This is a genomic window from Chroococcus sp. FPU101 (genome assembly GCF_017312365.1).
Lineage (GTDB): Bacteria > Cyanobacteriota > Cyanobacteriia > Cyanobacteriales > Microcystaceae > Chroococcus.
In genome coordinates this window covers 59,340-86,240 of sequence record NZ_BLJI01000015.1, presented here as the reverse complement: position 1 = coordinate 86,240, position 26,901 = coordinate 59,340, and the positions used below count along the sequence as shown (strand labels likewise).

General features: G+C 38.6%; 13 protein-coding genes and 2 pseudogenes. 5 read left to right on the top strand and 10 right to left on the bottom strand.

From position 1 onward, the window contains the following. The first annotated feature begins 95 nt into the window (after window positions 1-95). Together CFPU101_RS14410 and CFPU101_RS14405 are read left to right on the top strand one after the other, a co-directional pair. Complete coding sequence (locus tag CFPU101_RS14410; protein WP_206816039.1) at window positions 96-1,586, top strand: UDP-N-acetylmuramoyl-L-alanyl-D-glutamate--2,6-diaminopimelate ligase; 1,491 nt, start codon at window positions 96-98, stop codon at window positions 1,584-1,586. A gap of 143 nt (window positions 1,587-1,729) precedes the next feature. Continuing rightward, complete coding sequence (locus tag CFPU101_RS14405) at window positions 1,730-2,734, top strand: zinc-dependent alcohol dehydrogenase family protein (RefSeq protein ID WP_206816038.1); 1,005 nt, start codon at window positions 1,730-1,732, stop codon at window positions 2,732-2,734. Here CFPU101_RS14405 and CFPU101_RS14400 read toward each other — a convergent pair. Continuing rightward, window positions 2,720-3,586, bottom strand: a complete 867-nt coding sequence (locus CFPU101_RS14400) for a phosphodiester glycosidase family protein (RefSeq protein WP_206816037.1) — start codon at window positions 3,584-3,586, stop codon at window positions 2,720-2,722. The two genes, CFPU101_RS14405 and CFPU101_RS14400, sit on opposite strands and share 15 nt — an antisense overlap. A 148-nt stretch (window positions 3,587-3,734) precedes the next feature. On the opposite strand from CFPU101_RS14400, the gene CFPU101_RS14395 reads away from it, so the two are divergent. Next, on the top strand, window positions 3,735-4,253 hold the full coding sequence (locus CFPU101_RS14395; RefSeq protein ID WP_206816036.1) for a DUF2996 domain-containing protein: 519 nt from the start codon (window positions 3,735-3,737) through the stop codon (window positions 4,251-4,253). Window positions 4,254-4,287: 34 nt separating this feature from the next. Here CFPU101_RS14395 and CFPU101_RS14390 read toward each other — a convergent pair whose 3' ends face one another. Both CFPU101_RS14390 and CFPU101_RS14385 read right to left on the bottom strand, forming a co-directional pair. After that, complete coding sequence (locus CFPU101_RS14390; protein WP_206816035.1) at window positions 4,288-4,923, bottom strand: DUF1003 domain-containing protein; 636 nt, start codon at window positions 4,921-4,923, stop codon at window positions 4,288-4,290. Window positions 4,924-5,081: 158 nt separating this feature from the next. Beyond that, a complete protein-coding gene (locus CFPU101_RS14385) occupies window positions 5,082-5,567 on the bottom strand; it encodes a molybdenum cofactor biosynthesis protein MoaE (protein ID WP_206816034.1) in 486 nt (161 codons plus the stop codon). A gap of 676 nt (window positions 5,568-6,243) precedes the next feature. On the opposite strand from CFPU101_RS14385, the gene CFPU101_RS14380 reads away from it, so the two are divergent. Further along, a complete protein-coding gene (locus CFPU101_RS14380) occupies window positions 6,244-10,887 on the top strand; it encodes a glutamate synthase-related protein (protein WP_206816061.1) in 4,644 nt (1,547 codons plus the stop codon). Window positions 10,888-10,920: 33 nt separating this feature from the next. On the opposite strand, the gene CFPU101_RS14375 is transcribed toward CFPU101_RS14380, so the two are convergent. The 5 genes from CFPU101_RS14375 to CFPU101_RS14355 all read right to left on the bottom strand — a co-directional run bounded on the left by CFPU101_RS14375 (window position 10,921) and on the right by CFPU101_RS14355 (window position 16,599). After that, entirely contained in the window at window positions 10,921-11,865 is a 945-nt protein-coding gene (locus CFPU101_RS14375) for a DUF6208 family protein (RefSeq protein ID WP_206816033.1), read from the bottom strand. A 62-nt stretch (window positions 11,866-11,927) separates the two neighbouring features. Further along, window positions 11,928-14,408 carry a filamentous hemagglutinin N-terminal domain-containing protein gene (locus tag CFPU101_RS14370; protein WP_206816032.1) on the bottom strand — a complete coding sequence of 827 codons (2,481 nt, stop codon included), beginning with the start codon at window positions 14,406-14,408 and terminating at the stop codon, window positions 11,928-11,930. A 42-nt stretch (window positions 14,409-14,450) separates the two neighbouring features. Beyond that, complete coding sequence (locus tag CFPU101_RS14365; RefSeq protein WP_206816031.1) at window positions 14,451-15,248, bottom strand: class I SAM-dependent methyltransferase; 798 nt, start codon at window positions 15,246-15,248, stop codon at window positions 14,451-14,453. A gap of 48 nt (window positions 15,249-15,296) precedes the next feature. Beyond that, complete coding sequence (locus CFPU101_RS14360) at window positions 15,297-16,334, bottom strand: hypothetical protein (protein WP_206816030.1); 1,038 nt, start codon at window positions 16,332-16,334, stop codon at window positions 15,297-15,299. A 40-nt stretch (window positions 16,335-16,374) separates the two neighbouring features. After that, window positions 16,375-16,599: a Nif11-like leader peptide family natural product precursor gene (locus CFPU101_RS14355; RefSeq protein ID WP_206816029.1), complete on the bottom strand. Its 225-nt coding sequence runs from the start codon at window positions 16,597-16,599 to the stop codon at window positions 16,375-16,377. 110 nt (window positions 16,600-16,709) lie between these two features. On the opposite strand from CFPU101_RS14355, the gene CFPU101_RS14350 reads away from it, so the two are divergent. Then, window positions 16,710-17,999, top strand: coding sequence for a DUF917 domain-containing protein (locus tag CFPU101_RS14350; RefSeq protein WP_206816028.1), 1,290 nt, complete (start codon window positions 16,710-16,712; stop codon window positions 17,997-17,999). A gap of 123 nt (window positions 18,000-18,122) precedes the next feature. On the opposite strand, the pseudogene CFPU101_RS26295 reads toward CFPU101_RS14350, so the two are convergent. Both CFPU101_RS26295 and CFPU101_RS26290 read right to left on the bottom strand, forming a co-directional pair. Continuing rightward, window positions 18,123-23,708 (bottom strand): annotated as a pseudogene (locus tag CFPU101_RS26295) (alpha/beta fold hydrolase). 23 nt (window positions 23,709-23,731) lie between these two features. Further along, window positions 23,732-26,455 (bottom strand): annotated as a pseudogene (locus tag CFPU101_RS26290) (beta-ketoacyl synthase N-terminal-like domain-containing protein); the annotation flags it as partial. Window positions 26,456-26,901: the final 446 nt, after the last annotated feature.

Below are 26,901 nucleotides of genomic sequence, written 5' to 3'. Positions count from 1 at the left end.
TTCATCCCCACCTGATTTTTTTTAAGAATAAATATGGAACATCCCCTCTTTTTCGATAATCTAGAAAGCAAAAAGAAAGATCGAACTTTGCTTTTATGAAACTACGCGAACTGTTACTCAACATTTCTTCTGACTCCGTTATAAGCGATCATCCCGCTTTAGACAACGAAATTACGGGAATTTGTACCAATTCCCACGCTTGCCACACAGGAGATTTATTTATCGGAATGCCTGGAACCCGCGTCGATGGCGGAGATTTTTGGCAAAGTGCGATCAGTAGTGGTGCGAGCGCTGCTATAATTTCACCAGAAGCAGCCACCAAATACCCCCCAACCGCGAATGATTGTGTGATTCAATGTGCTGATCTGGTGACAGCTTGCGCGAATATTGCCGCCACTTTTTACCAACATCCCACACAAACTTTAAAACTCATTGGAATTACAGGAACTAACGGCAAAACCACCACCACCCATTTAATTGAATACTTTTTGGAACAAACCAACCATCCCACCGCTTTACTCGGAACTTTATACACTCGTTGGAAAGGATATCAAGAGACAGCGACGCATACTACACCTTTTGCTGCAGACTTACAAAAACAATTTTTTAATGCAGTCAAAGCAGGTAATGAATATGCAGTCATAGAAGTTAGTTCACACGCACTAGCCCAAGGACGAGTCAAAGCTTGTACTTTTGATGTAGCCGTTTTTACGAACCTCACACAGGATCACCTAGACTTTCATAAAGATATGGAAGACTATTTTAGTGCAAAAGCAAAATTATTCGATCCTGATTATCTCACGGGAAAAGCAATCATTAATTTAGATGATCCCTACGGACAACGTTTAATTAATTCTTTGCCTAAAAATCAAGTCTGGAGTTATAGCGTAAATAACAGTGATGCAGACTTCTATACCAATGCTTTAACCTATGGTTCTACGGGTATCAGTGGTGTTTTACATACTCCCATTGGTGCGTTTAATTTTCGTTCTCCCCTAGTTGGACAGTATAACTTATCTAACCTACTCGCCGCGATCGCATCTACTACACATTTTGGTTTAGATATCCCCACTTTGTTACAAAAATTACCCGAATTTTCTGGCGTTCCAGGTAGAATGGAACGGGTTCAGATTAGTGATACTCAAGATATTAGCGTTATTGTCGATTATGCACATACCCCCGACAGTTTAGAAAATCTCCTTAAAGCATCTCGCCCTTTTATTTCAGGTAAAATGATCTGTGTGTTTGGATGTGGAGGGGATCGCGATCGTACCAAACGCCCGAAAATGGGTAAAATTGCCGCAGAATTAGCCGATGTAGCAGTAGTTACCTCAGATAATCCTCGAACCGAAAATCCAGATCAGATCCTACGCGATATTTTAGATGGTATACCCACATCTATTGAGCCATTGGTAGAAAAAGATCGATCTACTGCTATTCATACAGCGATTCTACAAGCTTCACCCAGTGATGGTGTGATTATTGCAGGAAAAGGACACGAAGATTATCAGATTTTAGGAACAGAAAAAATTCATTTTGACGATCGTGAACAAGCTAGAGACGCTTTAATGAAGAGGTTAAAATAATGTAGAAATTTGGTTACCAAATCCAGATAAGATGAGGGTTTGGAGACTAAACCCCTACAAGTGATCAGTATAAAAGTTTTTTTCTTTTACTGATTACTGTTCCTAACCCCTATCAGCAAAATAACAAGGAAGATTTTTATTAGATGAAAGCTATTGTTATAAAAACCCCTGGAGATCCAGACGTTTTACAATTACAGGAGATACCAACCCCTAAAATTAAAAATCCTACTGAGATTTTAATTCGTCTAAAAGCGGCAGGAATTAACCCAATTGATACGAAATTACGTCAGCGCGGGACATTTTACCCTGAACAAATGCCAGCCATTTTAGGGTGTGATGGTTCGGGTATTGTAGAAGCGGTAGGATCACAGGTACAACGTTTTAAAGTTGGGGATGAGGTGTATTTTTGTGCGGGAGGTTTGGGTAAACAAGGAACAGGAAATTATGCAGAATATGCCGTTGTCGAAGAATATTTAGTTGCCCGAAAACCCGCATCTTTATCTTTTGCCGAAGCAGCGACAGCCCCTCTCGTTTTACTAACCGCATGGGAAGCATTATACGATCGCGCTAGACTAGAATCAGGTCAAAAAGTCCTCATTCATGCAGGTGCGGGTGGTGTCGGTCATGTGGCGATTCAACTTGCTAAACTAAAAGGGGCTAAGGTTTGTACCACTGTAGGATCACCCGATAAGGAACGATTAGCGCGTCAATTTTGTGCCGATTATCCGATTTTCTACAAACAAACTGATTTTATCCAAGCGGTGTTAGATTGGACGGATGGTAATGGGGTTGATGTGGCGTTTGATACAGTAGGTGGCAAGGTTTTTTTTGATACTTGTCAAGCGGTGAAAGTCTACGGAGATCTCGTAACTATTTTGGAACCAGATTCCAAAATTGGTAGCCTTAAAGATGCCCGTAATCGTAACTTACGCATTAGCTTAGAATTAATGTTAACGCCTGCACTTAAAGGTTTGGTCGATGCCCAAAAACATCAAACCAAGATATTAGAACAATGCGCGAGATGGTTAGATCAAGGAAAACTAAAAATTCATTTAAGTCAATCTTTTGGGCTAAAAGACGCAATAAAAGCCCACAAACTCATCGAAACAGGTTCAGTGACAGGAAAAATTGTTTTAATTATCGATTAAAACTAAGACGGATTTAACAGGGCGTTTAATTGTTTTTCCTTCTGAATCGACTTTGCCATAAAAAGTTTTACCTTGATAATAAAGGCTAGAAGAACTACCGCCATCTAAATTTAGGGCTTCTTTTGCCCCTAAACTTTTCATAAAATTAGCTAATTCAGGTAAAGACATTCCAGAATCTTTCGCTAATTTGGGTTTTTGGGCAATCATCACCCAGATTATATGATTTTCAGCAATCCCGATCGCTGTTCTAGCATTGCGTCGATTATAGCCTAAAGCATCTCGAATCATCTGACCATTTTGCATCGTGATAAATGCCTCGGTTTCAGCCGTTAGAGAGGGTAATAAACGGGGCCCACCTCCGATAGAATTAATTAACTGACAGTTTGCTGGAATGGGATCTTGATGAAAAGCGATTGAGTATCTTACTGTATTCTGACATTGATACTGTCGCCATTCACTTCGATTTAAAATTGCTCTTAGATAGGCTTGTAAATCAGGATTATTCATTAAACGTTCATTTTGTTTCGGATCTCCAGTGATTACGCCATTTTGGATCATATAAGAAGTAGTTTTCTGATTTTTTGGATCGAAAAAACCCGCATTGAGGGCAGCGATCGTATTTCCTTGGGTAGCAAATTGTTCAACAAAATCAACTTGGGGCGAAACTTTGAGCTTGATTGAATAAGAATTATCAAGAGGGATTGACAAAATATGTGCAATACTGTTCGGTAAATCTTTTTTTTGATAAAGAATCTGATCCCGAACGAGTTGATTAGAATTTGAACAAGTTAGTAAAGTAATGCTCAATCCTAGAGATAAAGATGCGATACGGAAAAAATGGATCAGTTTCATATTAGCTTGAATGTATAGATATTTTTAAATAGAATACCCAAAAAAGACTTTAAGACTTTGTGTACAGACTTATCAGACGCAATACAGTATATTTTTAGGATAATTAATACTAGAAATTATCCAGTTAAGAGCCATCACCATTAATCCTATGCCAGAAGAAACTACTCGAACTCCAGACTCTGAAATCTCCTCAGAGGTTGCGGAAGTCGTAGAAGCAAAACCAGAACCAAAAGCTAAACCAGCAGAAGCAGCAGGAGAAAAACCAGCCGCCGCGAAGAAACCCAAAGCACCAGCAATAGAAGATAAACCGTTTACCGAGTTTATCGAACAACATTTTATACCTGCGTTAAAAGAAGCGATCGCTAAAAAGGGAATTTCTGATGTAGAAGTGTCTTTTAAAAAAGAACCGCTTCCCATTGCCGGATTGTCCACCAATGAGCAATACTGGCAAGTAAAGGGAAATTTAGAAGCAGGAACACGTCAATTTAATCTTTATTTCTTTGATGAAGATATTAACGGTAAAAAAGCCTTTTCTTATGCAGTGAATGGCTTAAAACCGAGTACTCTAGAGTCTTTCATGATTGATGAAAAGAAAGCCCCATTAGATCTATTGTTGCTGTATACGATGCAACGATTAAACGCTCAAAAATGGTTTTCAGGTAACTAAACGGTGTAAGGTGGGGTTTTTCCCGCCTTACTGTTTAAGCTTGAGTCACTAATGATTCTGAATTAACATCAGGCATTTCTTCTGAATCACTGACAGAATTAAGGTTTTCTTCTAAAATATTGAGAACGACTTGAGGATCAGTTGCTTGCTGCATAATCTCAGCTTCCCAGTCGTGACGATTTTTTAAATTCGGTAAGTCGGTACGCAGTTCTTCAAGTAATGCAATAATTTTAGCGGTTTTCTGCTCGGTGAGAAGATTAATTTGAAGCATTAAATGCGATCGTTGTTCGGCTAAATTTTCTTGATGTGACTGACGAACTAGAACCCCCGTTGAAATTAACAAAGCAGCCATATCAAGCGTTTGGTCTTGAAAGTTATATTTAGGAAAATTGAAGGGTAGGGCTGCATCACCTACAACATAACTCAAAGCGATCCAAATAGCAAAGAGAATTAACTGAGCGTATAAAAAACTAGATTTTCCAAAAATAACGGACACTTGATGTAATAATTGCTCGTGCCGAGGTGCTTTTTGTTCTTGTTTGGCTTGAAAACCAATAATCGTTTCTATATTATCAATGACTTGCTGTGGTAAAGGATATTTTTCTCCTTTAATGTATACTGAACCAGAAGGCTTGTGTGAATCTTTGGCACCTTGAAAACGAGTACTCATCTTTAGTTAAACATTTCTTATAGTCTTAGTAATAGTCATAGGATACAAAACTGAACAACAGACTTATACTACACACAGATAGATATTAGACAAAATTTCACTGCATTTTTTATCTGTCTTTAGACTAAGATAAACTCATCTTATTTTAAAGTTTAGAATTATTTATTGTGCATTTGTTCACACGCCCCAATACTCACCCAATTACTAGAACCATCTGACCAAAATTCTTTTTTCCAAATGGGTACATTATGTTTAAGAGTATCAATTGCATAACGACACGCTTCAAACGCTTCACCACGATGGGGACAACCCACAGCGACTAAAACACTAATTTCACCAATTTTGAGTTTACCAATGCGATGATGGATTACTACTTGATTCGCATCTTTCCATTGTTGACGAATACTAGCTGCGATCGCCCGAAAAACTTCTATCGCCATTGGTTCATAGGCTTGATATTCTAAATATACGACTGGCTTTCCATCCGTTTGATTGCGAACTGTACCACTCATCACCACGATCGCACCATTCGCGGGATCATCGGCTAAACTATAGACTTCTTCTAACGATAGCGGCGCAAAACTAATTTTAAAGTGATCTTGAGTAACATTTGTTTGGGGTGCAGAAACAGAAGGTAAATTCATGGTTCTTTTGAGAAAAGTAATTTTGTTATTTGTATCAATCTTTGCAGATTTAACTGAAGTTCTCCTATACCAACAGATAGCGATTCGACAGAAGAAATTAAAAAATCAAGAATCAGTGACTTTATTGATGCAAACATTCTAATTTTAGCGACATAATTAAATTAGTCTACATTGTGTTTGTCGGCTCGATAAAATGCGACGGGACAAAGAAAAATTGTTAAAGGTTATGACGGACATCTGACACGAGTCCGCCAAATCTATGTCTTTGGGCGTACTACCAACAGACAGTTAAGGTATAATGGATGACCAATTAACAATCATCTACCCAATCTTCACGCTCTCAAAGCTAGGGTGTGATATCTACAACAAAAGCTTGCTCGGTTTGGCTTTTTGGACTTCTTGGCTTAAGGCGCGAAAAGTAAAGTCTAATCAGATCTGTTGCTTCTTTTGTCGGGTCAACCGCTTGATACAAATACTAGATAGGTATTTATTCTTACTATGATTTTTTTTCTGCCTTCATTAATTTGGGATAAAAATAAGATAAAGCGATTTTTTCTGTCGTAAAGGTGCAAAATTCTTCCTTGGGAATGGATGAATTAAACTCATCTACTGCTTTTTCTGTATCACTTAATCTATTTAATCAGTTTCTATAACCAGAATGGAGCCTCGAATTAGAATGAATAAAGACGATCGCCAATCCACTCACTCAATTGATCCTTTTTGGGGGCCCAGATGGCTCGTAGAAGAACGAGATGCGTGCGGAGTCGGGTTTATTGCCGATGTTAAAGGGAAAGGAAGCCACAAACTGATCGAACAAGCCCTGTTAGCATTAGGCTGTATGGAACATCGCGGCGGATGTAGTGCCGACTATGATTCGGGTGATGGTTCTGGTGTGATGACAGCCATCCCCAGCGAGGTTTTAGCGTCTTGGTTCACCGAACATCAGATCGAGATGCCACCAAAAGATCAACTCGGTGTCGGAATGGTTTTTTTACCCCAAGATCTTAACCGACGCGCTCAAGGCAAGTCATATATTGAAGAAGTTGTCAAGGATGTAAATCTTAAGATCCTAGGATGGCGTGAAGTTCCAGTCCGTCCAGAAGTTTTGGGTAAACAGGCGAAAGAAAATCAGCCTCATATTGAACAGATCCTAGTCACCTCAGATGGACTAAAGAGTAAAGATTTAGATCGAGTTCTCTACATCGCTCGTTCAAAAGTGGGCAAACGATTAGCCGATGATTTTTATATCTGTACTTTTTCTTGTAGCACGATCGTCTATAAAGGGATGGTCAGATCAGTCGTTTTGGGTGAATTCTATTCTGACCTGAAAAACCCCCTCTTTAGCAGTCCTTTCGCTATCTATCATCGTCGTTTTAGTACGAACACGATGCCGAAGTGGCCCCTCGCTCACCCGATGCGTCTTCTCGGTCATAACGGTGAAATTAATACCCTTTTGGGCAATATTAACTGGATGTCAGCCAGAGAACTTAATCTTAAAGTCCCAGGCTGGACAAAAGAAGAATTAGAGGCTCTAACCCCCATTGTTAATCCGAATAATAGCGATTCCTATAACCTCGATAGTACGATGGAACTCTTGGTTAGAGCAGGACGCAGCCCTTCAGAAGCGGCGATGATCCTTGTTCCAGAAGCCTATAAAGATCAGCCAGACTTAAAAAACAACCCAGAAATTACGGATTTCTATGAATATTACAGTGGCTTACAAGAACCTTGGGACGGCCCTGCATTAATTGTATTTAGTGATGGAAAAATGGTCGGAGCAACCTTAGACCGTAATGGTTTACGTCCTGCTCGTTATAGCATTACCAAAGATGATTATATTGTCGTTTCTTCTGAAGCGGGAACCGTCGACCTCCATGAATCAGAAATCATCGAAAAAGGACGACTCGGGCCTGGACAAATGATCGTCGTCGATCTAGAAAGTCATAAAATCCTGAAAAACTGGGAAATTAAACAACAAATCGCTCAACAACATCCCTATGGGGAATGGGTAAAATCTCAGCGCGTCGTCCTTAATGCTCACTCCTTTGCAGTTGAACCCAAAATCGCTACAGGAGAATTACTAGGGCTACAAACCGCTTTTGGCTATACTGCCGAAGATGTCGAGATGATCGTCATCCCAATGGCTTCCCAAGGCAAAGAACCAACTTTCTGTATGGGGGATGATACACCGCTTGCGGTTCTCTCTGATAAACCCCGTCTGTTGTACGACTACTTCAAACAACGTTTTGCTCAAGTTACGAACCCTCCGATCGATCCGCTACGTGAAAGTCTCGTCATGTCCTTAAATGCCTATTTAGGAGAACGGGGTAACTTGATGATCGAGAGTGCTGAAGCGGCTCAAGTTTTGCAATTAAATACACCAGTACTAAATGAAGCCGAGCTAGATACGATTAAAGCCTCTTCATTTAAAACCGTCGAATTATCAACTCTGTATGATCTCACCAGTGGGCCAAAGGGCTTAGAAACAGCAATTTCTAATCTATGCGAACAAGCAAGTAAAGCCGTTAAAGCAGGGGCTAGAATCTTAATCTTAAGCGATCGTGCTGCGGGTCAAACCATCGGCGAACATACCAGTTACATTCCGCCTCTCTTAGCCGTTGGTGCCGTTCAACATCACTTAATCCGTACGGGTTTACGTCTTTCGACCTCTTTAGTCGTCGATACCGCTCAATGTTGGAGTACCCATCATTTCGCCTGTTTAATAGGCTATGGAGCATCCGCCGTTTGTCCGTATCTGGCGTGGGAAACGATTAAAGCATGGTGGTACGACTCCAAAACTCAAAAACTGATGGAAAATGGCAAACTCCCTACCATCACTCTTGAGAAAGCTTTAGCAAACTATCGGGTTTCAGTCGAAGCAGGATTACTGAAAATTCTCTCAAAAATGGGAATTTCTTTACTCTCATCCTATCAAGGCGCACAGATTTTTGAAGCCATTGGACTTTCGGCCGAGGTCATTCGTTTAGCCTTCAATGGAACGACTAGCCGCGTTGGAGGCTTAAGCTTAGTTGAAGTAGCCCAAGAAGTGATTAACTTCCACAGTCGCGCTTTTCCGAACTTGACCGCAAAAAAACTCGAAAACTTTGGCTTTGTTAACTATCGTCCAGGCGGTGAGTATCACATGAACTCACCAGAAATGGCCAAATCTTTACACAAAGCCGTCGCCACTTATAAAATTGGAGCCAATGGAGCCAACGCCGAAGCCTACGATCACTATGAACTCTATCACAAGTATCTAGAAAATCGTCCTGTTACCGCTTTAAGAGACTTACTTGATCTTAATAGCGATCGCCCAGCCATCCCCATTGAAGAAGTCGAACCCATTGAAAAAATCGTTGCTCGTTTCTGTACGGGTGGGATGTCACTAGGAGCCTTATCCAGAGAAGCTCATGAAACACTAGCGATCGCCATGAACCGTTTAGGCGGGAAATCCAACTCAGGAGAAGGCGGCGAAGATCCCACCCGTTACATCACCCTTTCAGATGTCGATGAAAACGGTCGTTCTCAAATCTTCCCCCATCTTAAAGGATTAAGAAACGGAGATATCGCCAGTTCTGCCATTAAACAAATTGCTTCTGGACGATTTGGCGTAACCCCAGAATATCTGATGAGTGCCAAACAACTCGAAATCAAAATGGCTCAAGGGGCGAAACCAGGTGAAGGTGGACAACTGCCAGGGCCTAAAGTCAGCCCATACATCGCCATGTTACGGCGTTCTAAACCAGGTGTTTCCCTGATTTCTCCGCCACCTCATCACGATATCTATTCAATTGAAGATCTTGCTCAGTTGATCTTTGACCTTCATCAAATTAACCCCAAAGCCCAAGTATCGGTCAAACTCGTCGCCGAAATTGGTATCGGAACCGTAGCCGCAGGTGTCGCTAAAGCCAACGCCGATATTATTCAGATTTCGGGACATGATGGCGGAACTGGAGCCTCACCCTTATCGAGTATCAAACACGCGGGCGGGCCTTGGGAACTTGGGGTAACTGAAGTACATCGCCTCTTGATGGAAAATCAACTGCGTGAACGGGTCATATTACGGGCTGACGGCGGACTAAAAACAGGATGGGATGTGCTGATGGCCGCATTAATGGGGGCCGAAGAATATGGCTTTGGTTCCATCTCGATGATTGCCGAAGGTTGTATCATGGCGCGTATTTGTCATACAAATAATTGTCCAGTCGGAGTTGCTACCCAACAAGAACGCCTACGCCAACGTTTTAGCGGAACCCCCGAACACGTGGTAAATTTCTTCTACTTCATCGCACAAGAAACACGCTCTTTACTAGCAAGAATCGGTTATCGTTCGTTAGATAAAATCATCGGACGTAGTGACCTCTTAAAAGCTAAAGAAGATGTGAAAATAACCAAAACTGAATCATTATCCCTCGATTGTCTCTTAAAAGGGCCAGATGTGAAAGAAAATCGCCATTGGTTAAGACACGAAGAAGTTCACAGTAACGGCCCAGTTCTCGACGATGAAATTCTTGCCGATCCAGATATTCAGAATGCTATTCAATCTAATGGTACCGTTACTAAAGAATATAAAATAGTCAACACCGATCGCACTGTAGGAGCCAGAATTGCAGGTGTTATTGCCTCGAAGTACGGTAATGATGGCATGACGGGCGAAATCAACCTGAAATTCAAAGGCGCGGCGGGTCAAAGTTTTGGGGCGTTTAATCTCCCAGTGATGTCAATGTTTCTCGAAGGGGAAGCCAATGATTATGTTGGTAAAGGAATGTATGGCGGAGAAATCGTCATTGTTCCGCATCAAGAAGCAACTTATGATCCTTCTTTGAATGTGATTATCGGCAACACTTGTTTATATGGTGCAACGGGTGGTGTTCTGTATGCCAATGGACGAGCAGGAGAGCGTTTTGGAGTTCGTAACTCGAAAGGACAAGCGGTCATCGAAGGCGCGGGCGACCACTGTTGTGAGTATATGACAGGTGGTGTGATTGTGGTTCTCGGTACTGTAGGGCGTAATGTTGGTGCAGGGATGACGGGCGGTATCGGCTACTTCCTTGATGAAGATGATTCTTTCACTGACAAAATTAACCCCGAAATTATTAAAATTCAACGGGTTAAAACCGCAGCAGGTGAGGAACAATTAAAAGGATTGATCGAAGCTCATGTGGCTCGTACTAATAGCCAAAAAGGAAAAATGATCCTCGAAAATTGGTCAACCTATCTGCCTAAATTCTGGCAAGCAGTACCGCCAAGTGAGGCGAATAGCCCAGAAACAAATCCCGATTTTAAACTAGAAGAGGAAAAAACCTTAACTTCTGTTTAATTCGTTTAATAGGGTGGGAATTAATCTCACCCTTTAAATTAACGACAATTTAAGTTTTTTGATTAAATCATCCTGTTCTAGTTCCGACCCAATTGAAAAATCTTTGATTTCTGTTAACGGTTTGGGTCGAATTCTCAATAAATAATAGCCATTATTTTCGGTAGGTTGAGTCAGATGAGTTTCATCTTTAATTTGACACCAATCTAAAGGGAGACTAGAGCGATCGTATCTCGTAAAATAAATATCATAGTCATTAATCAGCAGTGCAGGACTAGTGATGTTTAAAAATTCGCCTTTTTCTAAATATCCATAAATAAATTCTGTATCGGGTGCGCCAACAGGTAAAAACTCTTGTCTAACAAAAGATTCGCCTAACCATTTTCTGTATTTTAAAATCGTAAAAATATAATAATGTAATGCGAGATAAAACCCATTTTTGTTTTGTATTAAGTTTTTATAAAAATAATTGACATTGGGCGAAATACTTGTCGCTTTGACCAATAACTGATCATCGACTTTAACCGTAGGTAATTCCAAAGAATCTGACCAATGATAATAGCGTAAACCGATACTATATAAACCCGATTGGACTGGAATTGAAATCCAGTCTTTTTGAGAATCAATTTTATTGGAATCTAAATTAGTAATCGTTGCATATTCAGGAAAATTATAAACAACCACAATCCAAGATTGAGCCGATTTTTTAAGAATATTCAAATCTAAAGAAATTGATTCTTGTACTTTAAACGGGCCAAGCGTTCCGATAATTGCGTGAGTATTCCAGCGCGGGCCTTTGGTCATCAAAACAGGTAAACTCAGAAATGTTTCTAGAGTTTCGCTGGATAACACCCGCCATTGTGAGGCTTTATCTTTTTTAATGAAGAGGAAAATAGTATAGAGAATGCCAATAATAAATTTAATGATTTTGTAGAAGATAAAGGAAAGAATAGCTAAAGGAATTTCAATAATCGTAGTCATTTCAAATTGAGCAATCTTTGAATATCTTTAGATCCTACCATTTCTATTCTTTTTCACTTGATTTAGGGTGTAGGACAAATCAGCGATTCTTCTCGTAAATGTTGGGATTCAGTCACAGTAGGATTATAAGCCGTCAAAATCACCTCACCTTTATTATTAAAAATCCATCCTTGAGCAGGTTCAGGGGTTGTAGGTGTGGGAATTGTGGTTTGTTCAGTTTGTCGAGTTTGTGAGGGTACTGGTTCGACTAAATCGACTTGAATTGCACTACTATCAGAATTTTCGTTGATGCTAGGAGGCAACCCACCTCGTCCAGTAATCGTTAATCCGCTTTTTCTCCTTTGTTGACAGGGATTTTGAGCCACTAAAGTAGTTGGATTAATTATGGTTTCGGGAAATTTGATTAATCCTTGACTGGGATCAATTTCTGGCGTATTTAGTTCTACAGTACCACTTAGATCAGCACCCTGTTCGGAAAATGCAGTGATATCGTTACCTAAAGTCAACCGCTTATCTTGAACAGAAAATCCAAGCGCTCCTCGTGCATTAATATTAATCGCTCCACCTCGACCACTTCGCGAATTAGCAGTAATATCACTATTTCCTGTGCCTATGAGGAAGCTAGTATCGATTTTAATGTTACCTCCATTACCAGTACCCGCAGCAGTATTAGTGATTTGACTATTGTTACTTAGCAGTAAAACATCTTGTATATTTAACGTAATATCTCCCTCTACTCCAGATACTGATGATGCACTGATTTCTCCTTGATGAGATAAAAAAAGCGAATTTGCATTAAGTATTAAGTTACCTGCATTACTTGGGCCATCATTACGAACATTAACTTGAGCTTTATCAATAATACTTAGGTGACCAGTATTAATAATTACATTTCCAGAATTTCCCGTGGGAATTGCAGGAAGTCTAAATAATTGTTGAAGTTCAATTGGTTGAATAGGAGCGGCTGAAATTATTGAACTAGGATTAAAACTTGCAATGTTTCTACCACTAATCTCTATACTTCGAGAAGCATTAATAATAACATTTCCCGCATTTCCATAGGCTCCAGTAGAAGCCGAGATAGTTGCTCCATCGTGAATATATAAAGTAGATGTGTTAATGGTTAAATTACCAGAATTGCCAATACTTAAAGTAGAAGATCCTAAACTACTAGGAAACAAAGTAAATGGATTTATTCCTATCAAATTGATAGCTTCTGCCGTAACATTAAGATTTCCACCATCACCAGTACCTAAAGTTCCAGAAGAGATAAAACCTCCATTAACAAGGCTCATTTGTCTAGTTGAAATTTGTATATCTCCAGCTTTTGCCGCCAGAAAGGATGTTGCACTGATATTGCTAAGAAAACTTGGATTAATATATGAGAATCCAATTACTTTGATAGCCTCAGAAACAGATAAATCTATATTTCCACTTATATCTAAAGTGTTCTGACTAAAAGTTCTTGTACCAATTTGTCCTGCATTCTGCAAATTTAACTGTTTAGTAACAATCGAAATATTACCTCCTTTACCTCTAACTGTCTCATTTACTAAACTACTTGGAATTTTTCCATCGGCAGTAGTGCCAATAAGAGTTAAGGATTCTAAGGCTCTTATATTAATATTACCTGCTGATTGAAGACCCAAATTTTGAATCAATCCTAATGAGCCATCTGCTAGAGATATATTTCTACCTTGGATTTGGATAGTCCCCCCATTTGTCATAAAAGAATCACTACTTGCATCTAATAGGGCTTTTTGAGACAGATGAATATCTTGAAAATAGTCTATATTTCCATAGCCTAAAGTTAAACTTTCTGCTGTTTGAAGAAGACTGACATTACCAAAACTGACACTTCCTAGTTCAATCCGTCCTCCCTCTGCTATTAAAGACCCTCCTGATAGGTTTAGTTCACCTCCTATTAAGGCTAAAGTTTTTGTCGGACGAACTTTTAATCCAGTATTTTGAGGATCTCTTGTCAAGGGAGCAAAAAATCCACCGCCTAGAGTATGACCCGTTCCCTGTACAACAATAGGTTTTGGATTCATACCAAATCGCAAGCTTACAGGTAAATTTACCGATAATAGTGGAGTTTGACTAGCATTAATCGTACTAAATTTATTGCCATCAGCAAATTGAATACTGTTCGCTGTAGTAGCAAGAAAAGAGCCTCCTATATTTAGAGAAGCATTAGGGCCAAAGATAATTCCATTAGGATTAAGTAAAAATAGATTAGCAGTGCCATTGGCTCGAATTAACCCATCAATTACTGAGACATTACTACCCGTAATACGGCTAATAATGTTTTCAACCGACTGGGCGTTATTAAACCATACTAAAGAGCCTGTAATAATAGAAAATTGCTCAAAACTATGAAATAAATTTTTTCCAGCTAAAGTACCACCATTAACTTTAGTTGTATCACCTTCAAGGTTAATTCTAGAATTAATTGGAAGAGTTTGATCGGGAATAATTTGAGCATTTGAATTTTTCTGCTCTAAAAAATAAAGAATAATAACAAAAATAGTGATTTTTAACAATTTTGATGAATTTTTTAAAAATAATTTCATATTAATTTAATTTTATTTATATGCTTTTATATCTCCAAGAAATAATGGAAAAATCTGAAAAGGGTAAAAGTGATGCTTACCAAAATCAGTTAAAAAAGGGAAACCATATTTGTACTCAACCATTGCCTGACCATACATCTTGATGCTAAAGCTATTGCTGAGGTTACGGCAAGAGATTGATTGAAAACCAGCTTTTTCTAATAAATCAGCAATTAAACTCATTGGTGTAACATGATAAATATAAATATCATTTACTGCTTCTATTTCTTTCTGTTCTTCTTTCGATAAAGGTGGTTCTTTACTAAAAGGTTCTTTAATATAAATAATCCCTCCAGGTTTCAGAACGCGATAGACCTCCTTTAGCAGATGCAAAAGGTTATAAGAATATCCTATAGACTCTAAAAATAACACAATGTCAAACGTTTTGTCTGAAAAAGGCAAATGATGAAAATCACCAATGTGTGTTTGTATCTGATTAGATAAATTAGCTTGCTTGATCAAATATTTGGCGGTATCGGCTTGTGCTGAAGATAAAGTAATAGCCTCAATTCTTACACCTTCAAAGGCTTGAGCAATATCAATACTAGGCCCACAAACACCACAACCCGCGTCGAGAATATAATGTCTAGGTTGGATACCTGCTTGAGTAGCACAATAAATATTAGTTGCACGATATGTATCCTGATCATTAAACTCATCTTTAAGTAAGCACGACTGATAAGTTGCACCTACGTGTTTGAGAATGATGGCATTCATACGATCATAATAATCAGTTACTTTAGTTAGATATTCAGAAATTTGATCTTTCATAGCTTTTCTAGAGTTAAAAATATTGTATTTAAACAAACCCGATCTGTTTTAGGGGGTAATGACAGTTAACCAAGAATGTCCAAAAGCTAAATAAGCTTTTGCTTCTAGTGGAAGACTTGAATGATAAGATAACTTAATGTGACTGATTTTTCTCCAAAAGACACTCACTCCTTGAGAATTAACAAAACGATCACCCCAAAGTAGGTTACTTGGCCATAAATCTGGATGATCAGATTTCATACATATTCCAGGCCAAGCTAATATTGCTTGATGCTTGGCTAAGGTACATAATCTCTGTTCAACTAAATAATCTAACAATAGATTCCAGCGCGGATCTTCCGAGGGACTTTTATTAATAAAACACTCTAGTCCAATCTTAGGTTGTATAGTCTTGCCAACATCTAGTGCCAAAGCAATCATGTCTGAGAATAGAGTAAGCTGTGATACTAATTTATATAAAGGCTCGGTTGATGCTGACCAGCCAATTTTTTCTAAATATTGTATTAACTGCTCATTGACAAGGCCGTTAATGATAATTCTAAGTGCTTGATTGGAACGAGATAGCATTAGGCCAACATATTTAATGTTTGCACCGTTAGGCAAAGAATTATAACAAGTTTGTAAATTATGCTGGAGGGATGAGGAGTATTCATAATCCAGCGATTTTAAAATCAGTATTATAAGAGCTTGAGTCTCATCTATAGATAGTGGATTCAGATGAAAAAAAATACAAGGAATAGGCAGAACCCAAGGCTGATCATTAGGCAAATCGAATTCTAAACCAATTCTCTTAATTTGTTCCTTCAACAAAAATGACATCTGCAAATCTTGAAAAAAATTTAAGATTTTTTTCCATGTTGAAGATTCCATAAACTCTTTGGTTATCTTGAATGAGTGTGGGTTAACACTAATTTGGAAATCTACTTTAGTTTGGCTTTCTCCTAGGCGACATTCAAAACCAGCTAAAGAAGAGTGCGGTAAGTACTTTGCTATTTTTTGAATTTCACCTAAAGATTTAAGTGAAAATAACTCAGAGTCTAGATAAGGAGTTACAACTCTGAGATAATCTACCATTGATTTCGTCATAAGTATGTTTACTTATCTTGTTCGGCTTTAGTTCAGCTACTTAGTAAACTTCTTGTGGTGGTGTATTACCAGTAAAATCATTAATTGCTTCTTCTGTCAAAAGATCCTTAATATCTTGGGTTGTGAACTCATATCCATTTTCTTTTCCTCGCTCAACAGCTAAACACAGAAACTGCTCTTGATCTTTAACCGCTTTTAATTCTTCTTGTAACTTAGGTGACTGTAAAAACAATTTTTGGAATTCTTTTAAACTTTCTTTAGACATACTTAATTTTTTAGTAACTAAGAACAATATATGTCATTATATGCGTTAATTTTAAAAAAACATAGTTTTTTAAACAAAAAACACATTTTTGATGGCGAGAGACGTTTTTTATGCAGAAACTAGGCGCAGAAGAATTAACAGATCTAATAAATGGAGCAGCTTTTTTTGGCAGTGGAGGAGGTGGTTCACTTCAGTTGGCTTTAAAATATGTCGAGTTGTTAAAGCAGTTTCCTCCTATTGAACTGATCGACATCCAAGAGGTGAATGATCAAGAATGGGGTGCTGTTGTTGCTGCTGTCGGTGCTCCTCCTTCATCTACTGATGAATTTGCTATGTCATCGCAAAATTCTCTGGCTTTGGGCGTTCATAATACGGTCTTACTTAATCCAGCCGCACTTAATTATCTTGAAAGCTGTCTGGAAAGTCAACCCTTATCTAATAATTCTTCACTCGATGTATCTGAATTAGTTAGGCTTTTGAGCAAGCCTTTTGAGCTTTTAGAAAAAGCTTTAAATCTAAAAAATAATAAATTTTCTTTTTCTTTAGCCATCGAAACAGGAGCAGGCAATGTTCTAGTTGCTATATTAGTAGCAGCAATTAAAAAAATCCGTTTGATTAATGGTTGTGGAGCAGGTAGATCAGTTCCTCAATTGAACATGACAACTTATGCTTTTTCCGATATCTCCCCTGAACCTGCTGTTTTAATTAGCACGAGTTCGCTCCAGACTTCTACTGCGATGAATCGTTTTGATGGCAAAGAAATAGAAATGCTACTTAATTCTTATGAAGTAAAAGCTTTTGAGCAACTGGTTAGAAAAATTGTCTCCTTAGAAGAATTTAATAATTATGGACTTCTGGCTACTTATGCCATGACTGGTCAAACCTTAAAAACGAAAAAGCCGATTATTCCTGGTACGTTAAGCAAGGCACAGTCATTAGGCTCAATTTTACGTAAAGCAAAAATGCAAGGAAGAGATCCAGTAGAGGCTGCTCTTGATTTTTTAAACGCGAACTCTGACACTTCTAAACAAAAATCGGCTTACAAGATTTTTCAAGGAATAATTACTAAAATACTACCCAAAAAAGTCCAATCTGGTTTTATGGAAGGGATCGTCATTCTTGAAAAGGATAACATCCAAGTTCGAATTCTTTACAAAAATGAAAATTTGATTGCATGGCAAAGCAATAAACTTGAGCCTTTAGTGATGGGGCCTGATCTAATATGCTATTTAACCCCAAAAGGAGTTCCTCTGACTAACGCTGATATTCAAGAAGGAGATGAGTTAGTTCTGATCGGTATTAAAGCTCCAAAAGAGATACAAAATGAGCAAATTCGTCAAATATTTCACGAGTTAGCAGGTTATTATGGAATACATCTAACAATTGACAAGCTACGTTAATATCAACAAATTTAAAGTCTTTAACAATTAAGGTTGATTCTGATATTAAGCTTTAGGCATAATTATACTGAATCAACCACATCTTTCAAATTTATTAAATAATTTTATTCAGATTACCTTCATTTATTTCAAAATAATCCTCGCTAAATCGGTCGGGCGTTCGATATGTAAGTTATGACCGCCCGATAAAATAATCTTCTTAGCAGTTGGCATGGCTTTTTCTTGTATGATTAAATCTTCGGGACGATTGAACTCACTTTTATCACCGTAGATCAGTGTAATTGGAGTAGAAATCGATTTTAAAATACTTAAATAACGCGATCGTGTAATTCCATTAAATTCTAGACCTGCACGAGTTCTTAAATTTGCATCCCAAGACCAACGTAGACCATTTTGATAGGGTTCTGTAATGCGTTCAGCCAGTCTTAAGGATAATTTTTCGGACATGGCTGGAGTGGCTAAATGTAGACGTAACGCTGCTTCTTCTATGTTATTAAAGATGGGATGTTCTGGGGGTGATGCAAGATAGTCTAAGTGAGTGGCTAATTGTTCTACTGCTTCGCTTTCATTCGTTTGGGAAGGAATCACAGGATCAACTAAAATCAGTTTTTTGATCTGATGAGGACGGATACTAGCATACATCGCCGCTAAAACCGAACCAAAAGAATGACCAACTAGCGTAAATTCTTGATCCGTTATGTTATTAACTATTGCATCAATATCTCCCAAGAAATCTAACATATTATAAGATCCACCGACACCCACATGATCTGATTTTCCATGACCTCGTAAGTCTGGCGCCACCACGCGATAACCTTGTTCAACAAGTGGAATAGCGACATCTTCCCAAGCTAAACCTTGTTCGAGGATGCCATGTAAGCAGAGAATAAGTTCTTTATTTTTGTCTCTACGGACACTCACGGTCTGCCCGCAGGTGGCAGACCCGTGTCCTCCCCAATTACATAAACAAAGATTTAACCCACGAACAGAAATCACTTCTTCACTTATTTGAGGAATGACGACAGTTGGTTCGGGTAACTCGTAGTTCAAAGATACTGCAACTTGTCGGGATGTTTCACTAAGTGGTTGCGGTAGTCGAATGGTTTTCCAAGTATCAGCTAGAGTTGGGTCGATTTTTTTGCGTTTAAGGAAATTTGGATCACCGACTGACATTGACTGGTTATAAACTCCGTCTGTCATACGTTCCCCTTCATAGGGGTTAACCAAAGATGGATCAAAAGGTATTTCTAAGAATTCACATAACCCTTGCATGACTTGAGTGGGGTTTTTCACTAACTCTTCATACACAATTAAATGATGACGATTTGGATCAATACTCTTCAGAAAGTCTAGAATATTCTGGTTACTCTTTGTCCAGACTAATTCCGCAACTTGATAGGGATCGCTATCGCCTGAACCCACTAGCTTATCCATCCGCAGACGATAGAATGACTCGATCACTGCATAGGGATGACGTACTAAATGAATATATTTTGCATTGTCAAACATCGCTTCAGCACGATCGAGGGTTTCGCGGTAAAAGGCATAAGTAGGCGACTTATCGATTAAAATGCGATCGCCTGCTAATTCCTGTAGCAACGCATATACTTCGGGAATGGATCGATCTTCTTTCACTAAGTCTGCAATTAAATTTTCACTCTGTGTTGCATCAAGTCCTTTTAGATCGATAAAGGCACGTTGTAACCCTTCACCCAAATGAGATCGGGTTAATTCTTTTTCCCGTTGTTCCATCGTATCAAAGGGAAGTAGATGGAGTTCTGGAGGTGATGCAAGATCTTGATGTCCTGCTAACATAACTCGTAAGAGAGTTGATCCTGATCTGGGACTTGAGAGAATAAAAACAATTCCAGGGAGTTTTTTGTCTAAAGTATAGGGAGTCGGAGAAGATGAGACGAAAAATTCTTCTTGTGGTTCAGGGTTAGTTTGTGTTTTCTTCTCATAGGTTCTGGCAAATTCACCCGCTAAATATTTGGCTAAACTATTGATGCGAGGACGTTCATAAAATTCTCTGGGATATAGCATTAACTGAAGATCGGTTTTGAGTTGGTTAATGGCTTCCATGACCATCAACGAATCCATTCCTAAATCCAGTAGACTATCACTAGGCGAGAGTTGTCCATCTATCGTCTGCATAATCCCAGAAATCGTCGTTTGTAAATAGTTGACTAAATATGCTTCACGACTTTCTTGGGGTGTAGCTAAAAGTGTTTCAAAAATACTGGATGTGGTTTTCTTAGGCGGTTGAGCGATCGGTTTTAAGATATCTTGGAAATAAGGTGACTCGGTAAGGTTTGGAAACTGTTGGCTGACTGCTTCCCAAGAAGCTGAAATAACCCCCGTTTGTACTGTATTGAATAATTGCGGTAATACATTTAATGCGTCTTCTGTCAAGATCGGTTTTAGTCCTTTGACTGCAACACGAGAATGAGTCGCCATCCCATCAGAAAGTATTCCCCAGTTAATCGAAGTAGCTCTAAGGTTTTGAGTGTGACGATAGTGTGCGATCGTATCTAAGAAACTATTAGCCGCCGCGTAGTTTCCTTGTCCAGGGGAACCGAGTAGGGATGCAGCCGAAGAAAACAAAATAAAGAAGTCTAACGAATCTTCTAAAGTCAATTCATGTAAATTCCATGTTCCTTGAACTTTCGGGGATAGAACTTTACTAAATTTTTCCCATGACATCCCCTGTAACAAACCATCATCTAACAGTCCTGCACAGTGAACAACTCCCCGTAACGGACTCATGGTATTTTTAACGGTCGTCAGAACATCTTTTAATTCTTGTTCTTGTGCGATATCTACTGACAAACTAGCAGATTTATGCCTTGCGCCTCTAAATTTTCTAAGACTTGGCTAACGTTTGCCGACGGTTTATTACGTCCTAATAATACTAACGATTTCGCACCTTGAGTTACTAACCATTGAGCAACTTTTAGACCGACTGAACCTAAACCACCTGTAATTAAATAGGTTCCTTGACTGTAATCTATTTTTTGATTAACTTTAGGTGCGATCGTATTTTGTAGTCTAGCAACATATCGCTGACCTTTGCGAAAAGCGATCTGATTTTCGTTATCTGAGTTAATAATCTCATTTAACAATAAAGCGACTTCATCGGTATCGGTTGTTGAGGAAAGATCAATAATTCCCCCCCAATATTCAGGATATTCTAACGCGATCACTTTACCCAGTCCCCACAGTGAAGAACCTATTAAAGAAATTTGATCTTGTTCTGTAATACGTTGAGTCTGACAAGTTGTGATCCACAGTTGAGCATTAATTGAATATTCGGTTAAAGTTTGCAGAAGATATAAAATGCTTTGGGTTGTTGTTGTCTGACTATTTTCTAAAACAGTTGCGGATAATTCTTGATGTTGTTCTAAACTCCACAGATGAATAATACCCTGTAAGTTTAATTTAATCTCACTGAATAGGGTTTGATAATCTTCTTTGGATGCAGGATTAATTTGATAAACTTCTGCCTCACTCTTATAATAGGTTTCTGCAGGATAAACAAGAATACAAGACTGATTAAGTTTAGACAATTCTTGCACTAAAGCTGTACAGACTTGCGAGTGTTCTGCAAAAATTAACCAGTTTCCTACAATTGGTTTAAAAGAGGATGCTGACGGATTCGATTTTTTAACCCAGTTAATCTGATAAAACCAGTCATCAAGATTATTAGATTCTCGTTTTTTCTGAGATCCTTCTAACCAATATCTTTGACGTTGGAAAGGATAAGTAGGTAGATTTGTAATGGTTTGATGTTGATAGTCTTGTGTAAATCCTTGCCAATCTATCGAAATCCCCAAACCATATAATTTAGCTAAACTCTGTAGAATTTGCTGCCATTCATGAGGACACGAATTTGGAACAAGTTCCAAATCGTAAGATGTCCGTCTTTGGTCTTTTCTTAAACTAGGTAGCCAATAATGCTGTGTCGTATTTTTATCCAACTCTAAAACTAAACGTCCCATTCCAAGGAGTGTCGGTTGTGAACCAATTTCTACAAAGATTTGATACTCTTGTTTGGCTAAATAATCAATACTATCGGCAAATTTGACAGGTTCAATAATATGATTAACCCAATATTCAGGTTTAGTGATTTCTGTGGTAACTTGTTTTCCTGTTAAATTAGAAATAATCTCTATTCTTGGCTGATTATAATTAATTTCTTGAGCGACTTTCTCAAAATCAGCTAAAATCGGACGCATTAAAGGAGAATGAAAAGCGTGAGAAACCTGTAGTTTTCTCGTTTTAATATTTCTTTCTCTAAAACTCTGAGTAACTTTTTCTACAGTTTCTCTAGTGCCTGAAATAACAATATGATTTCCATTGAACGCGGCTATTGCTATTTCATCTCCATAACCTTCTATCGCTTCTTGTACTATTTTCTGAGCCGCAAAAATAGCAACCATTTCACCATTTTGAGGTAAATCTTGCATTAATTTAGAACGATGAACAATTAATTTCAAGCCATCTTCTAAACTGAATACACTTGCTAAGGTTGCTGCAACATATTCTCCCACACTATGACCCATGACAGCACTTGGTTTAATTCCCCAAGACAGCCATAATTGAGCTAAAGCGTATTCTAAGGCAAAAATTGCAGGCTGAGTGTAGAGAGTTTCATGAATTAATTTACCATCTGAATATAAAATCTCTAATAACGGTTTATCGAGATAAGCTTTTAAGATGTCCGCACACTGATCTAATGCTTTCTTAAAAGTGGGTTGGGTTTGATATAATTGATGTCCCATCCCTAAATATTGCGATCCTTGTCCCGTAAATAAGAAAGCAATTTTTGGGTTATTTACTCCTAAAGTCGTTTGCTTTTGCGACTCATTTTTTAATTGTTGTACTAAATCTTCAGTCGTACTAGCAATATAGCTTTGACGATGATTTAAGTGAGTTCGTCCCGTCGCTAAAGTAAATTCTAAATCGGCTAGATTAATATCTGTCGCTGTTGTCAAATAATCTTTATAAGACTTAATTAATTCTTGTAACGCAAGTTCAGTTTTAGCCGAGAAAGTGAACAAATATAAAAGTTTTTCCCTCGTCTCCTCTCCTTGTAGGAGAGGGTAGGGTGAGGTGGAGGGGGTTAGGGTGAGGTGGAGAGGGCTAGGGTGAGGTACGATTCCTTCTTCTAGAATTATATGTGCATTAGTCCCACCAAAACCAAAAGAACTAACACCCGCTAAACGAGGTTGATCACTTTTTGCCCAAGATTGAACTTGAGTTGGAATTCTAATCGGTGTATTTTGTAAATCGATATGAGGATTGAGTTTTTGTAAATGTAGATGCGGTGGGATCTCTTCATGTTGCAAGCTTAAAATTATTTTAATCAAACCTGCGATCCCTGCGGCTGATTCTAAATGTCCAATATTGGTTTTAACTGAACCTAACCATAACGGTTTTTCGGTAAAAATTTCTTTTAAAGAATTAACTTCAATCGGATCACCTAAAATAGTCCCAGTGCCATGTGCTTCGATATACTGAATATCATTTGGTATCGCATCAGCATCGAATAACGCATCTTTGATGACTGCTTGCTGAGAAAGTCCATTTGGTGCCGTTAAACCGTTACTGCGTCCATCTTGATTAACTGCCGAGCCTCGAATCACTGCTAAAATCGGATTACCGTCACGAACTGCATCTGTGAGACGTTTTAAAACAATTACTCCGCATCCTTCCCCTCTAACGTATCCATCGGCACTTTCATCAAAGGTTTTACAACGTCCTTCAGGGGACATCATTCCCGCTTGGGTGAAGGTTTCCGTTAATTCTGGAGATAATAGTAGATTAACACCTCCTGCTAGAGCTTGTTCACATTCTCCCATCTGTAAACTTCTCACCGCTAGATGTACCGCAACCAGCGAAGAAGAACAAGCCGTATCAACCGTTAAAGAAGGCCCATTAAAGTCATACCAATAGGATAACCGATTCGCTGCGATACTGTGAGCATTGCCTGTCCCTGCATAGGCATTCGCTTCTAAATCATTTTTCAGCCGAATTTGAGAATAATCTGAACTACTAATGCCAATAAAAACACCTGTTTGACTTTTGGCGAGTTTTTCTGTGGCAATACCCCCATTTTCTAATGCTTCCCAACTCACTTCTAAGAGTAACCGTTGTTGTGGGTCTATTTCTTGTGCTTCTCTGGGGGAAATTCCAAAAAATTGAGGATCAAATTGATCCACTTGCTCTAAAAATCCTCCCCAAGATTGATGATCAAAACGAGCGCTGATACTAACTGCATCCATACCATTGCGTAATAGTGTCCAAAATGCTTGGGGATTTTTTGCATTAGGGAAACGACATCCCATTCCAACAATGGCAATTTTTTCGTTAAGAGTATTTTTTTTGGTTTTGGTTAATTTTTTTCTCTGTACAGACGTGTCATGTCGCGTCTCTACACCTCCCAAATAATTCGCTAGAGCTTCGATGGTGGGATAATCATAGGCTAAAGTAGGTGATAATTTGCGTCCTAACCAATCTTCTAATTCAGCCGATAAACGAACCGCTTGTACTGAGTCTAAACCATAACTGGCTAGCGGTTCTCTAATATCAATCTCAGAAGGTGATACGTCTAAACGTTGTGCAATATTCGTCACCAACCAAGTTTTGATCTTTTGTGTTGTTTGATCAACTTTTCCTGTCTCTTTGTCTCCTTGTCTCCTTGTCTCCTTGTCTCCTTGTCCTTTTGTAGCTTTGTCTCCTTTCCATTCCCCTACATTGGATAAAGAACCTTGTAAAAACTCTGCTTTACAAGCGTGACGTTGAATTTTTCCGCTAGAGGTTTTGGGAATGCTACCTGTTTTGAGTAAAACAATAGCGTATGCTTGTAATTCATGGGTTTGTAAGACTGCTTTGACGATCGCTTTTGTCACTTCTGCTACGTCTAATTTTCTTAAATAACTCCGTTTTACCTCATAGGTAATAACTAATCTTTCTTCTCCTGCAACATCAACACTAAAAGCTGCGCCACATCCTTCTCTTAATGCAGGATGACTTTGTTCAACGGTAGATTCTATATCTTGAGGGTAGTGATTTCTTCCTCGAATGATGATTAAATCTTTGAGACGACCTGTAACAAAAATTTCATCCTTTTGAATAAATCCTAAATCACCTGTCCGTAAAAAAGGGCCTTCTTGAGTATCAACGATATAAGCTTGAAACGTATCTTTGGTTTGAGTCGGACGGTTCCAATAGCCTTGAGCTACACTATCATTACTGACCCAAATTTCTCCAATTTCATCGGGAGAACATAGGGTTAAGGTTTCGGGGTTAACGATGCGTATTTTCCCTTCTACCAGTTTTCCACACCCCACCAAAGTAATACTATCTGGTTTATCTGTCTCTTGGATAATGACCTGATTTTTTTCAATTCCTTTACTATCAAATGTTTTTAAAATTGGGGAAACTTCTTTTTTTCCACCCGATGTTAACAAGGTAGTTTCCGCCATGCCATAACACGGATAGAATGATTCTAAGCGAAAACCATAAGGCCCAAAAGCTTCAACAAAATTGATTAACGTTTGTGTACGAACAGGTTCAGCACCACTAAATGCGAGTGTCCAACTGCTAAGATCTAAGGCTTCTCGTTGTTCAATGGGTATTTGATTAATACAAAGATCATAGGCAAAATTTGGCCCCCCAGTTGTCGTGACTCGATACTGAGAAATCGTCTCCAACCAACGTAAGGGACGTTGTAAGAACGCTACTGGAGACATTAAAATCTGAGTTGCACCCACGTAAACAGGTTGTAGAATGCCACCAATTAAACCCATATCGTGATAGGGTGGCAACCAAGAAACGGCAATACTTTCTGATGTATCTTGAAAGCATTGATTGATCATGCGGGAGTTATGAATTAAGTTCTCATGATTGACCATGACTCCTTTTGGGGTTCCCGTTGAGCCACTGGTATATTGTAAGAAAGCGAGTTGATCGTCATTAAGTTCTGTTTCTTGCCACGATGAAGCGAGATCTAAATTAATTTCGTCTGTTGTTACACATTGTAAATTTTCATGGGATACGGATTGCGTTAATTTCCCTTCTATGGTATCTACTAGGGAGGTAGTTGTTAAGGCGAGTTGAGCCACTGCATCTGACACGATCGCCTGTAAACGTTCAAAAGAGCGATTAGCACGAGGTGGATAGGCTGGAACAGCAATCACTCCCGCATATAAACAGCCAAAATAAGCCGCAATGAACTCTAATCCTGGTTGATAGAGTAATAAAGCGCGTTCCCCTTGGGCGTTCAACTGCTGGAGTTTTGTAGCGATCGCTTTAGCTTGTTGATCTAACTGTAGATAGGTTAGGGAAGATGAGACAGTTTCCCCGTCAGACAAAAAGGTGAAAGCAACTTTTTGAGGTGTTTCTGAGGCTCGATAACGCAGTAAATTAACAAAATTGGCGAATTTGCGGCTCATCTATGGTTTATTGTTAGGGTTAAGCTACATTCAAAGTGCTATTTAGGGATGATTTATTAATAATCCTCTCTAGTCTACAGGTTAGTGTTCCTCCTATGGAAGGATCACAGATCAACCGTTGGATAGAGGTACATTAGAAATAAATGTACATTAAAAACAACTATTGATGTATTTTCTAGAGATGATTTTGCACTATAAGTATTTTAGCTTGATTTTCGCCTCTTTTTAGGGATACGCGATCCTAGCTCTCAAAGTTCAAAGCTATTATTTAGCTTGACTTTGTGGTGCTACACCAAGCGGCTTTTTTCCGAAAAATAGAACTTAAATTATTAAAATTTTAAAACTATCCAGATTGAAATCAGAAATTTACTAATGATTTGTTGTTAAAACAATCAATGATAATTCTACCAAAAATTATTAAATGCTAAAATAACCATAAAATTTAT

Coding starts and splice junctions, on each gene's coding strand:
- CFPU101_RS14410 (WP_206816039.1), top strand. CDS start 96: ATGAAACTACGCGAACTGTTACTCAACATTTCTTCTGACTCCGTTATA.
- CFPU101_RS14405 (WP_206816038.1), top strand. CDS start 1,730: ATGAAAGCTATTGTTATAAAAACCCCTGGAGATCCAGACGTTTTACAA.
- CFPU101_RS14400 (WP_206816037.1), bottom strand. CDS start 3,586: ATGAAACTGATCCATTTTTTCCGTATCGCATCTTTATCTCTAGGATTG.
- CFPU101_RS14395 (WP_206816036.1), top strand. CDS start 3,735: ATGCCAGAAGAAACTACTCGAACTCCAGACTCTGAAATCTCCTCAGAG.
- CFPU101_RS14390 (WP_206816035.1), bottom strand. CDS start 4,923: ATGAGTACTCGTTTTCAAGGTGCCAAAGATTCACACAAGCCTTCTGGT.
- CFPU101_RS14385 (WP_206816034.1), bottom strand. CDS start 5,567: ATGAATTTACCTTCTGTTTCTGCACCCCAAACAAATGTTACTCAAGAT.
- CFPU101_RS14380 (WP_206816061.1), top strand. CDS start 6,244: ATGAATAAAGACGATCGCCAATCCACTCACTCAATTGATCCTTTTTGG.
- CFPU101_RS14375 (WP_206816033.1), bottom strand. CDS start 11,865: ATGACTACGATTATTGAAATTCCTTTAGCTATTCTTTCCTTTATCTTC.
- CFPU101_RS14365 (WP_206816031.1), bottom strand. CDS start 15,248: ATGAAAGATCAAATTTCTGAATATCTAACTAAAGTAACTGATTATTAT.
- CFPU101_RS14360 (WP_206816030.1), bottom strand. CDS start 16,334: ATGACGAAATCAATGGTAGATTATCTCAGAGTTGTAACTCCTTATCTA.
- CFPU101_RS14355 (WP_206816029.1), bottom strand. CDS start 16,599: ATGTCTAAAGAAAGTTTAAAAGAATTCCAAAAATTGTTTTTACAGTCA.
- CFPU101_RS14350 (WP_206816028.1), top strand. CDS start 16,710: ATGCAGAAACTAGGCGCAGAAGAATTAACAGATCTAATAAATGGAGCA.